This window comes from Candidatus Omnitrophota bacterium, from assembly GCA_013791745.1.
Taxonomy (GTDB): domain Bacteria; phylum CG03; class CG03; order CG03; family CG03; genus CG03.
Genome location: VMTH01000154.1, coordinates 1 through 11,047, shown reverse-complemented (window position 1 = coordinate 11,047; position 11,047 = coordinate 1). Strand labels below are relative to the sequence as shown.

General features: G+C 44.5%; 16 protein-coding genes. 14 read left to right on the top strand and 2 right to left on the bottom strand.

Annotation, left to right across the window (positions count from 1 at the left end):
- Nucleotides 1-245 precede the first annotated feature (245 nt).
- The 4 genes from FP827_07585 to rnc are packed head-to-tail and all read left to right on the top strand — an operon-like array spanning nt 246 to nt 3,290.
- The gene (locus FP827_07585) at nt 246-866 is read left to right on the top strand and encodes an SH3 domain-containing protein (protein MBA3052928.1); all 621 of its coding nucleotides are present in this window, start codon (nt 246-248) and stop codon (nt 864-866) included.
- Nucleotides 863-1,474, top strand: a complete 612-nt coding sequence (locus tag FP827_07580) for a site-2 protease family protein (protein MBA3052927.1) — start codon at nt 863-865, stop codon at nt 1,472-1,474. Before FP827_07585 ends, FP827_07580 begins: the two co-directional genes overlap by 4 nt.
- Nucleotides 1,426-2,568: a 3-dehydroquinate synthase gene (gene aroB / locus FP827_07575; protein MBA3052926.1), complete on the top strand. Its 1,143-nt coding sequence runs from the start codon at nt 1,426-1,428 to the stop codon at nt 2,566-2,568. The genes FP827_07580 and aroB overlap by 49 nt, the downstream gene beginning before the upstream one ends.
- A complete protein-coding gene (gene rnc / locus FP827_07570; protein ID MBA3052925.1) occupies nt 2,559-3,290 on the top strand; it encodes a ribonuclease III in 732 nt (243 codons plus the stop codon). The genes aroB and rnc overlap by 10 nt, the downstream gene beginning before the upstream one ends.
- Here rnc and FP827_07565 read toward each other — a convergent pair.
- The gene (locus FP827_07565) at nt 3,282-3,785 is read right to left on the bottom strand and encodes a hypothetical protein (GenBank protein ID MBA3052924.1); all 504 of its coding nucleotides are present in this window, start codon (nt 3,783-3,785) and stop codon (nt 3,282-3,284) included. The two genes, rnc and FP827_07565, sit on opposite strands and share 9 nt — an antisense overlap.
- Nucleotides 3,782-4,594 (bottom strand): AAA family ATPase, encoded by an 813-nt coding sequence (locus tag FP827_07560; protein MBA3052923.1) that lies wholly within the window; start codon nt 4,592-4,594, stop codon nt 3,782-3,784. The genes FP827_07565 and FP827_07560 overlap by 4 nt, the downstream gene beginning before the upstream one ends.
- 248 nt (nt 4,595-4,842) lie before the next feature.
- On the opposite strand from FP827_07560, the gene FP827_07555 reads away from it, so the two are divergent.
- The 10 genes from FP827_07555 (at nt 4,843) to FP827_07510 (ending at nt 10,876) form a co-directional block, all read left to right on the top strand.
- Nucleotides 4,843-5,196, top strand: coding sequence for a PilZ domain-containing protein (locus tag FP827_07555; GenBank protein MBA3052922.1), 354 nt, complete (start codon nt 4,843-4,845; stop codon nt 5,194-5,196).
- A gap of 39 nt (nt 5,197-5,235) precedes the next feature.
- Nucleotides 5,236-5,535, top strand: coding sequence for a PilZ domain-containing protein (locus tag FP827_07550; protein ID MBA3052921.1), 300 nt, complete (start codon nt 5,236-5,238; stop codon nt 5,533-5,535).
- Nucleotides 5,536-5,654: 119 nt separating this feature from the next.
- Nucleotides 5,655-6,047 (top strand): hypothetical protein, encoded by a 393-nt coding sequence (locus FP827_07545; protein MBA3052920.1) that lies wholly within the window; start codon nt 5,655-5,657, stop codon nt 6,045-6,047.
- Nucleotides 6,048-6,114: 67 nt separating this feature from the next.
- The gene (locus FP827_07540) at nt 6,115-6,960 is read left to right on the top strand and encodes a hypothetical protein (GenBank protein ID MBA3052919.1); all 846 of its coding nucleotides are present in this window, start codon (nt 6,115-6,117) and stop codon (nt 6,958-6,960) included.
- Between the two features lie 32 nt (nt 6,961-6,992).
- A complete protein-coding gene (locus tag FP827_07535; GenBank protein MBA3052918.1) occupies nt 6,993-7,619 on the top strand; it encodes an endonuclease III domain-containing protein in 627 nt (208 codons plus the stop codon).
- Complete coding sequence (locus FP827_07530; protein MBA3052917.1) at nt 7,612-7,791, top strand: hypothetical protein; 180 nt, start codon at nt 7,612-7,614, stop codon at nt 7,789-7,791. The genes FP827_07535 and FP827_07530 overlap by 8 nt, the downstream gene beginning before the upstream one ends.
- A gap of 5 nt (nt 7,792-7,796) precedes the next feature.
- Nucleotides 7,797-8,183 carry a PilZ domain-containing protein gene (locus FP827_07525; protein MBA3052916.1) on the top strand — a complete coding sequence of 129 codons (387 nt, stop codon included), beginning with the start codon at nt 7,797-7,799 and terminating at the stop codon, nt 8,181-8,183.
- Nucleotides 8,184-8,186: 3 nt separating this feature from the next.
- Nucleotides 8,187-8,720, top strand: coding sequence for a DUF4416 family protein (locus FP827_07520; protein MBA3052915.1), 534 nt, complete (start codon nt 8,187-8,189; stop codon nt 8,718-8,720).
- Nucleotides 8,707-9,828, top strand: coding sequence for a M48 family metallopeptidase (locus FP827_07515; GenBank protein ID MBA3052914.1), 1,122 nt, complete (start codon nt 8,707-8,709; stop codon nt 9,826-9,828). Before FP827_07520 ends, FP827_07515 begins: the two co-directional genes overlap by 14 nt.
- Entirely contained in the window at nt 9,815-10,876 is a 1,062-nt protein-coding gene (locus FP827_07510; protein ID MBA3052913.1) for a DUF362 domain-containing protein, read from the top strand. Before FP827_07515 ends, FP827_07510 begins: the two co-directional genes overlap by 14 nt.
- The last annotated feature ends 171 nt before the right edge of the window (nt 10,877-11,047 follow it).

Below are 11,047 nucleotides of genomic sequence, written 5' to 3'. Positions count from 1 at the left end.
TTTACCTTGAAGGACAAAGGCATGCTTCAGGACGAGTCTTCGGTATTCGGCTTGCCTAAACTGAAGATAGTAAGGACAAAGGTAAAGAAAGAAAAAGCGGCTGAGAAACCTGAAGAAGGCGCTGTAGCTGCCGGAGCAGAAGGAGCGCCTGCTGTGCCGCAGAAAGAAGCGGCCCCGAAGGCTGAGAAGAAAGGGGAGAGAAAAAAATAAAGGAGAGAGATATATTAAGAAATAAGGAGCTAAAAATGTGTTTTATTAAGGCATTCTCAATTTTAATCGCAATGTCTTTTCTTTTGCCTGGCGCCTGTTTTTCGCAGGAAGGATATGAAGAGAAGGAGATCTCAAAAATAGGTTTTGTGAAAAATGACGGAGCAAATGTCAGGGCCGGCGACAATGTAAACTTTACAAGCCTGTGCAATCTGGAAAAAGGCGATCCCGTAAAGATCACAGGAAAGCGCTATAGCTGGTACAAGGTCATCCTGCCAAGAAAGGCCTGCGTGTACATAAGAAAGGACTTTGTCGGGGACGTTTCTGAAAAAGGAGAGGCAGGGGTAATTGCTGAGCGCGTGAACCTTAGGGCTGGAGCTGACACAAAATACGCCATACTCGGCCAGATCTCAAAGCCTGAAAAAATACACATAGTAGCTGAAGAAGCCGGCTGGTATAAGATATTCCCGCCTGAAGGCACAAGTGGGTGGATACATTCAAGCCAGTTGAGGTTTTCAATTGAAGGTATTTCTCCCAAGCCTGAACCAGTAGATGAGGTTGTAAAACCGGGCGCGAAGAAAGATAATGGTGTAAAACTCATGCTCAAGAAAAAGAACCCCAACGGGAATCTGACATTTTCTACGCAGGGCAAACAATGAACCTGGCGATAAGCTTGTTTCTTTTTTTTCTGGCCGTAATAATACATGAGTATTCACATGGCTGGGTAGCATGGAAACTCGGGGACTCCACGGCAAAGATGGCAGGCCGCCTTACCTTAAACCCTATTGCTCACATTGACCCCATAGGCACAGTATTACTTCCTTTAATATTACTGGTAACTAACTCCCCTGTATTGTTCGGATGGGCAAAGCCTGTCCCTGTGGATTTTAACAATCTCTATAATCCTAAAAAGGATATGATATGGGTAGGATTGGCTGGGCCAGGCGCCAATATCTTATTTGCTATCATCCTGTCTTTTATGTTGAAGATCTTGGGCACCATGGCCAGTCCATTACTTATGGCTGTTATGAGTTCAGCTATAATAATAAACCTGGTGCTGGCTGTATTTAATATCCTGCCAATCCCGCCCCTGGATGGTTCCAGGGTCCTGATGGGGCTTTTGCCTAGAGAAATCAGTATGCAATACGCGAAGATAGAGCCCTATGGCCTTATTATACTCTTTGGCCTGCTCTACCTTGGCCTGATAGGAAGTTTTATATGGCCTTTGGTAATGCTCATGGCGCGATTCCTGGGAGTCAGTATATGAAAAAAACGCGAGTCAAACTTGGCAATCGGAGTTATGAAATAAGGATATGCCGGGATAGGATAGGCCTGCTGGGCAAGGCAATAAAACAGCTGGAGATAGGCTCGGATGCCGTGATCATCACAAACCCCAGTATAAAAAAATTCTTTGGGGCCAGAGTAAAAAGATCTCTTTTATCCGCCGGGTTTAATGTACGTTTCGAGACGGTGCCTGACAGCGAAAAGGCAAAATCAGAAAAACACTGCATAAGGCTTTTGAATAATATATCGAGATCCGATGGATTGGGCCGCAGGGTATTTATAGTGGCGCTTGGGGGAGGAGTGATAGGCGACCTCGCTGGCTTTGTCGCCAGCATATACAAAAGAGGCGTTCCGTATGTGCAAGTCCCGACTACGCTCCTCGCGCAGGTAGACTCTTCTATTGGAGGGAAAGTGGCCATAGACCTGAACATAGGCAAGAATCTCGCGGGTTCATTCTATCAACCGCGCCTTGTTTATAGCGACATCTCTTTTCTTAAAAAACTCCCCGAGAAAGCTCTGGTATCAGGTCTTGCGGAAGTAATAAAATATGGGATCATAAAATCTCCGGCGCTATTTTCTTTTATCAGGAGCGACCTGAAAAAAATATTAAGGCGTTGCCCCGGGACACTTGAACGCGTAGTTTATAAATGCGGTTCTATCAAGGCTCGTGTCGTGGAAAAAGACGAGCTGGACAATAAAGATACGCGTATAATATTGAACTTCGGCCATACAGTGGGACATGCCATAGAGACAGCTGCTGGATATGGCAAGGCATATGATCATGGTCAGGCAATAGCCCTGGGTATGCTTGCGGCCTCGTTTATCTCAATGAAATTAAGCCTGCTGGCAAAGGCAGACTATTTAAAGATAAAGGCCCTTATAAAAGACTCCGGGCTTCCTACTGTCTTAAAAGGCGTAAGCGTGAAAGACATCATGCTTGCCCAGGGTCATGACAAGAAATTCATATGCGGCAAAAACAGGTTTGTGCTGCCTGTTAGAATAGGAAAGACCGTAATAAAAGAAGATATCCCTGAGTCTTTAATAAGGGAATCCATAAAAAGTCTTCTATGGACTTAAAAAGAAATAAGGACCGTTTAAAAAAACTCAAATCCATTGAAAAGGCAATAAGCTACCGCTTCAGAAATAAATCCCTTCTAAATCAGGCCCTGACGCATAAATCCTATGCTAACGAAAGATCTCAATCCTGCAGCGGAGACAATGAAAGACTGGAGTTCCTTGGAGACTCTGTGCTCGGTATCGTAATAAGCAATGTGCTGTATAATGATTACCCGGATAAAGACGAGGGGGTCCTGACCAAATATAAATCTCAACTGGTGAGCGGGACGACTCTCGGCAGGATAGCAAAAGAGTTGCGCTTCGGAGAATACCTGCTGCTTGGAAAAGGGGAAGAGGCCTCTGGCGGAAAAAAACACGCTTCGAACCTCTTGTGCGCCCTAGAGGCATTGATAGGCGCTATATATTTAGACGGAGACCTGAAGTCAGCAGCCAGGTTTATAAAAAGGATTTACGACCCTGAACTCCTGCTCGTAAAGGAAGGCAAGGGTACAAGGGATTATAAATCCGTGCTCCAGCAGATTGCCCTGAGAAGGTTTAAGACCATCCCGTCTTACAGGATCATATCTGAAATAGGACCTGACCATAAAAAACATTTTATCGTGGAAGCTGTAATGACAGGTAAGAGGTTTGGTATAGGCTCGGGACCGAACAAGAAGACCGCGGAACAGGCAGCGGCAAAAGAAGCTATATCCGCCATAGAAGCGGCGGGCGATTCATTTTAAATTTAAAACTATCTCCTCGCCATCATCTTTTTCGATTCTCACAAAGTCTTTTGCGATAACAGTGACTTTGCCATCAAGGAAAGAGTCACCTTCCCTGACTATTTTGTCATTTATAATAGCCCATTTGCCTTCAGGGCCGTGGACTATTCCGTTTAGCTCAATGGCATTTTGAATAGTGGCGCCATGGAAGGCTTGCTTGTGGGCAGGGAGATTAAAACCAGAGGGAGATACCTTTGATTTTAGATCGCGTATCGCGGGATCATAACCTGTGCCAGCCCTTGATATATGTCTGTAAAGGGCCAGTGAACCGAGAAGAGAGATTATCACTACCAGGGAAACCGTGACCGTAACGGTCCATTTTATTTCAGAATTTGCCTCTTGAGATTTTTCGGGAAGACAGGTTTCTTCGTTTAATACGCACGTAGTGGCCGCGCCCTTATTTTTTATTTCGAATTCTTTCCTGGCCTTTTTAATCGCGTCGTTGATTATGCTCATTCGAATACGCCCTCGATCTCTTTACCGCATTTTTTTATCATGACTTTGTCTATATTTTTTTTATTGGAGGCAAAGCCTGCCAGGAGGGCTTTGTCGCATACGATATTTACCAGTCTCGGGATGCCATTGGAAAATCTATACACCTCATTAACAGCGCCTTCTGTAAAAAATTTCTTCCCATTAGACCCGGCAACGTTCAACCTGTGATAGATATACGCCTCTACCTCATCTCTGTCAAGCGGCAGGATATGATACCTTATTGCTATCCTCTGCCGCAGCTGGGCCAGTTCTCTCGACGCTAGCTTTTCCTTGAGCTCGGGCTGCCCCACAAGGATTATCTGGAGCAGTTTTTCCTTTTCCGTCTCCAGGTTAGAGAGGAGCCTTATCTGTTCCAGGAGAGAGGACTTCAGGTTCTGCGCCTCGTCGATGATAAGCACGGTATTGTTATTGCACCTGAGCTGCTCAAGCAAAAACCTGTTAAGCTCGTTGAGCATCGTTATCTTGTTCTTATTTTTAAGCTTGATCCCGAAATCCGTGACAATGGCCTCAAGGAGCTGTATCTCAGAGAGATTGGAATTAAGTATAAAGGCGGTCTTAGTGTGTTCGTCGAGGGTGTTTAGAAGCGCCTTGGATATGGTGGTCTTGCCCGTGCCGATCTCGCCGGTTATTTCCATAAAGCCCATGCGCTCCTCAATACCGTACTGCATGTGAGAGATAGCCTCTCTGTGCTTCCTGCTGAGATACAGAAAGTTGGGATCGGACGTGACACTGAACGGCTTTTCTTTTAGTCCATAAAATTCAAGATACATATCATGAAAATTATAGCACCTTTACAGCTAACTATCAAAGGAAAAATATTCTTGAATTAAATTAAGATGTAGCTTATAATACTTATAACAAAAAGGCTGTCATTGCGAGGTGCACGAAGTGCGGCGAAGCAATCTCATTGAGATCCTTCGTCCGCCTCAGGCGGACTCAGGATAAATTCGCACTTGTAACTTACGCTCCTTGCAGTCGCGTAAGTTATGTGCTCATTTAATTAATAAGGAGGGGCACTATGTGGAGTGGGATAAACAGAAGAAAATTTCCAAGAGCAAATTATCCTTGTATCATCTCAGTAAAGAGAAAGGACCATGATGATACCGTATCTGCCACGACCGAGAACATAGGGATGGGCGGTATATGTGTTATGCTGCCAAAGGACATGGGGATATTTGCTCCGGTAGAGATACAGCTTGACCTTCTGGACAACCAGCCTCCGATAAAATGTGACGGCGCCATTGTGTGGGTAGTGACCAAGAAAACAGATACTAATAAACTATACGATACCGGCTTAGAGTTTACTAACATGACAAGAAAAGACGCTATGCGCATAAATGATGTGGTAGAAAAGATCCTTGGTAATAATTAATCTTTTGACAAAACGTAGATTTTGTATTAAAATAATAACATGAGCGGTGAACGAAGGATAGCTAAAAGATCTGCTTTTCCAACACCTGTGCGCTATCAGCAAAAAGGCGGCCAGGCGTTTTCAAGCACCCTTGGCAGAGACATAAGCGAGACAGGGATCGGCTTTGTCTCAAACGAATTTTTCCCGATATCAACTCAGCTTATTTTTGAAACTCAGCACCCTGAAAGCCGCGACTTCATAAAAGCAGCAGGAGAGGTAGTATGGGTTTCAAAATACCCCCACTCGGAACGCTTTTCAGTAGGCGCGCGATTTTTAGGCCCGCTATTACCTTTAAGTTAGCCCACCTTACTCACTAATACACAGATAAGCATAGATTTCGCGTAAAATTCCAAGGCCTTTTACCCGATAACTCCCGCCCCTTGACAAAACAGGAATCAGCATGTATACTTTTTAACACTATGTCTCAAAGAAAACAATCGTACAACATGAATAAGGTAGTAGCCTTGCTGAGCGTATTCGATAAAGACAAAAGATACGACCCTGAGGCATATTCCTTTGTAATGGCCGCGCTTGGGGTTACAACAAAAAAACTGGGGAGAAAAGGTCATATATCGGGGGGAGAGCTTCTGGAAGGGATCAAGGAATATGCCCTTGAAGAATTTGGGCCCATGGCTAGGCTTGTCCTGGAGCACTGGGGCGTTAAAAAAACTGATGACTTCGGAGAGATAGTATTTACCATGATTGACGTAGGAGTGCTGGGCAAGACAGAAAAAGACACAAAAAAAGACTTTGTCGACAGGTTTGATTTCAAAGACGCGTTTGACAAAGGCTGCAGATATACTATCCGCTAAACTTTTCCTTCCTTTTATAAAAATTCTTCTTGTTTTCTTTTTAGATTTGTATTAAAATACAACTAAGATGAGAAAAATTTTATACGTTTTTTTATTATTACTGTTTGCATGCCAGGTATCTAGTTTCTCCGAAGAGATAGAGATAAATTCCAGCGTTCTTATTGCGAATCCTGATCAGGATTTCTTTGTGATTGGGTCGGGTGAAGAAGAAGGCGTGGAAATCGGGGACGGCCTGATAGTACACAGAGAAGGCGAAAAGATAGCCGAGGCGTATATTATCGAGGTCAGGCCTAATGTCTCTGCCGCGGAGATACTGGAGCTGGAAAGCGGCATGGAGATACAGGAAAGCGACGAAGTATTGATCGTCAAAAATACCGAGGACGATTCAGAAGAAGAACGCGATTTATCAAAAAGGCCCAGATCTAAGTGGACAAATCTTCTGGGCATGGAAAGTTCCGGACCGGCGACTCCAGCCGTCAAGACATTTTCTCAAAAAGAAATAACCGAGATATCGCGCGTCTCGCCCGAAGGGTTCATCGAGGGGGATACCATAAGCCTGGATATACAAAATGTTAAAAGCTCTGTCTTTTCCTATGCCGGCATGGTCCTGAGAGAAAATGGGTTTTCCGTAGTTTCGTCTAGCAGGGCAGACGGCTTGATACTCGCCACTAAACCAATAGAATTATCCATACTAAAAGAATTGTGGGCTGACGCAAGGGCTGCGATAGGTCATAACCTGGTTGTTTCGCTCGAGGTAAAAGATAAAGGCCGTTCGTGTGTATTGACAGCCACGTCATTTAAAGAGCATTTTCAAAAAAGAAAGTATGTAAAACGTCCCGTGAACAGGGATTCAAGATATTATAACGAAATCACAGATATTGTTTTAAAAATAAAAGAACGTTCAAAATATTGAAAAAAGTAAAAAGGGCTCGTCAGTTATTAAGAATATACGATCTGTTATTTGAAAGATTCGGGCCAAGGCATTGGTGGCCGGGCAAGACAAGGCTGGAAATAATAGTGGGCGCCATATTGACGCAGAACACAGCCTGGTCCAATGTTGAAAAGGCCATCCTTAACCTGAAGAAAGAAAGGGCCCTGAATGCGCGCCGGCTTTCAGGTATGTCTGAAAAAAGTCTCGCAGGGCTCATAAGGCCCGCAGGATATTTTAACGTAAAGGCCCGCAGGATAAAAAACTTTTTGAATTTCCTGAACGCGTCTTACAGCGGCAGCATTGGCAGGATGTTCAAGGTAGACGCGGAGAGGCTCAGGGAGGAATTATTAAAAATAAACGGCATAGGCCCTGAGACAGCTGACAGCATACTGCTGTACGCCGGCCATAAGCCCGTGTTTGTGGTCGACGCCTATACAAAAAGGGTTTTTTCGAGGCACGGTTTTATAAATGACGGCGCTACATATGAGGAAACCCAGCGCGTGTTCATGAAAAACCTGCCGGTGAAAGAAAAACTATTTAATGAGTTTCACGCGCTGATAGTCGAGCTGGGCAAAAATATATGCAGGCTTGGAAAACCACTGTGCAGCAAATGTCCGATACGGAGGATCAAAAATGGCTGATGAGACAAAAGAAGCGACCAAAAAAGGACCCGTTGAGAAACCCGACAATTGCATGAAATGCAATAAGCGACTACAGAGAAAGACCTGGTATTACAGGAATGGCGGCTATTACTGTGGTAAGAGGTGCTGGAAGTTGGCGGTTGAAGCTGCCTCCAAGAAAAAGGAAGCCTGAATATCATGATAAAGGAACGCCGCAAACACCTGCGGGCAAGAAAACAACTCCCCCTGAAGATAGCGGACAAGTCTTTTGATGTCATCACTGAGACAGTGGACATCAGTCCGTCAGGTATATACTGCAGGATCACGAGGCTCTTGCCTGTGATGTCAAAGATAGAGGTAATAATGCTGGTCCCTGTAAAAGGCAATGGCAGGCAGACAAAAAAAATAAGGGCTATGGGAGTGGTTGTAAGGACAGAACCCGTGATATTGAAAGATACTGACAAGGCGCATTATAACGTCGCCATATTTTTTACCGAGATACCCAAGAAAGACAGGCAAGTCATTGAGGCCTATGTTTTATCGGGAAGCACGGATCAGCCAGAATTACAAATAATAAAAAACTAACGCATGGGAAAACCGAGCAGGCCTAAACAGGTAAAATTAATAATCGGATTGCTGGCAAAAAATAAAAAACTCCTCAATAAAATCGAGGAGTTTTTTATTAAGGAATTCGGAAGCATAGATCACAGAAGCCGGGACATATCGTTTGATTATACAGACTACTACAAAAAAGAGATGGGATGTCATATTAAAAGAAGATTTATATCTTTCAAAAAACTCATATCTCCGGGGTATATCGCGGATGTCAAGATAATAACCAACTCTCTTGAAAGGAAATTCTCAAATAGCAAAAAGGGCGTGGTAAAACGCGCCATTAACATCGATCCAGGCTATATATCTGACTCAAAGCTGGTGCTTGCCACGACAAAAGACTATTTTCACAGGATATACCTGAAAAAAGGGATCTACGCAGAGGTGACCCTCGCGTGGCAAAAAGGCGGGTTCAGGCCTTTTGAATGGACATACCCTGATTACAGGACACCTGAATACGCGGCTATACTGAATAACATAAGACACTCCTATATGGATGAAAGGGGTTAGCGTGCTGGATAAGGCAAAGTCATATTCAAGGCAAAGGCATCGCCTGGCAATCGCGGGCCTTGTGCTGCCGCCTGTTGTTTTATTTATTTTCCTCGCGTCAGGACTGCTTTTATATTTTAAAGATATAGCCACGACCATATCGGCCAACACCTATATCAGTCTTGTGATTTTTTCAGCCCTCACAGGGGCCGCGTACTACGCGGTCAATCTGCCGCTGGAATATTACTCGGGATTTATATTAGAACACAGGTACGACCTCTCGAATCAAACACCCGCGGACTGGCTTAAAAGAGAGATAAAAAAAATGGCCATATCCTTTTTTATCAGTATACCGATCGTTATTTCGCTCTATGCGTTTATAAAATACTGGCCGCTCCAGTGGTGGTTCCTCGCGGCTATGCTGTGGTTTTTTATCTCAGTCCTGCTGGTCAAGTTCGCGCCTTTATTGATCGTGCCGCTTTTTTATAAATACTCGCCCATAAAAAACTCTGCCCTGAGAGACAGGCTGGTAGACCTTGCTACAAAGTCCGGATTCAAAGCAGAGGGTGTATATGAGATAGACGTAAGCAGAGATACAAAAAAGGCTAACGCCGCTGTCATAGGCCTGGGAAAACAGAAGAGGATAGTGTTGTGCGACACATTACTTCGGAACTTCGCAGGGCCTGAAATCGAAGCCGTGATGGCCCATGAGTTGGGTCATCATAAAAGACAACACAGCCTCAAACTTGTCCTGTTTGGCGGCATTTCTATATTCATCTCCTTCTTTATAACCAATATCTTTTTTTTGAAATTGCACAGTATTTTCTGGCAGGACCTCTTGCTGCGTGATTTTGAGTCGATTGTCCTTATTTACGCGATCGTAGCAGCGTTGAATATAGTAACGCTGCCTCTGCATAACATGTTCTCAAGAAAGCTGGAAAAAGACGCAGACCAGTTTGCCCTTGAGATTACAGGCAATAAAAACGCTTTTATATCTACCATGAAAAAACTCGCAGGTCAGAACCTGGCAGACATGACTCCCGGCAAGTTCTATGAGATAATCCTTTACAGCCATCCGCCGATATCAAAGAGGATATCCTTTGCAGAATCATTCAGTGACGAAAAGTAAGGTATACCTTAAAAGGATCGATGACTGGACATCCTCTGCAGCCATAAGCGAGGCCCTTTTATCGGTCTGGCAAATAATGGACGGCGACAGGCTTATCAAAAAGGATGACTTTTTAGGCATCAAGCTGACGTTCGGAGAAGAAGGGACATGCGGTTATATAAAATCAGACTGGCTCAAGGGCATTACAGCATCGCTAAGACAGAAAACCGAGAACCTTTTTGTAATAGAGACCAATACGCTTTACAGGGAAAAGAGATCCAATGCTGTCGGCCACCTGCATGTTGCGCATGCTCACGGGTATGGGATAGGCCAGCTTGGAATACCTATAATAATAGGTGACGGTCTCCACGGCAGAAACAGCCAGAGCATAGCCATAAGGGCGGAACATTTTGAAAACGTTAAACTCGCAAAGACTGTCTGTGAAACAGATTTTCTTCTGTGCCTTTCTCACGTGACAGGACATTGCCAGACAGGCATGGCAGCCGCCCTTAAAAACCTGGGCATGGGCTGCGCAGCGCGGGTCGGGAAACTAATACAGCACTCCAAGACACTGCCTGAAGTGGCAGCGGCCAAGTGCATTGGCTGCGGCGAGTGCATGAAGATATGCCCGGCAAATGCTATAGGGATCAAAAAGAAAAAGGCCATGCTCGTAAAGGAAAGGTGCATTGGCTGCGGCGAGTGCGCAGTAATATGCAGGTCCGGGGGCATAGAGATTAAATATGACGAAAATGTTGTAAACCTGCAGGAAAAAATGGTAGAATATGCATTAGGGGTAAAAAAGGCCTTAGGGTCAAGATTGGCGTGCCTGAATCTTTTATACAGTGTTACAAAAAACTGCGACTGCATGTCAAAGGGCGAGAAGCCTATCGTGCCTGACATAGGGATCCTGGGCTCTATAGACCCTGTCGCAATAGATAAGGCCGCGATGGACCTTATAGGTAAAAAGACCTTTAGCGAAATATACCCGGAGATCGACCTCGAAGTCCAGATAAGACACGCTGAAAAAATAAAACTGGGTCTTTCTGATTATGAGCTTATAGAGGTGTGACCATGTATCTGATCTGTGCTTTAACCCTGACCGTGCTTCTGATAGTATTATTACTTCTTCTTGCTGAGGAGAGGAGATACAGGAAAAGCATAACACACGGACTTGCGAGTAAATTCTGGATACTAAGGGAAAGAAGGCGCTTTGTCAGGTTTGGCGAAGAGATGAAGATAC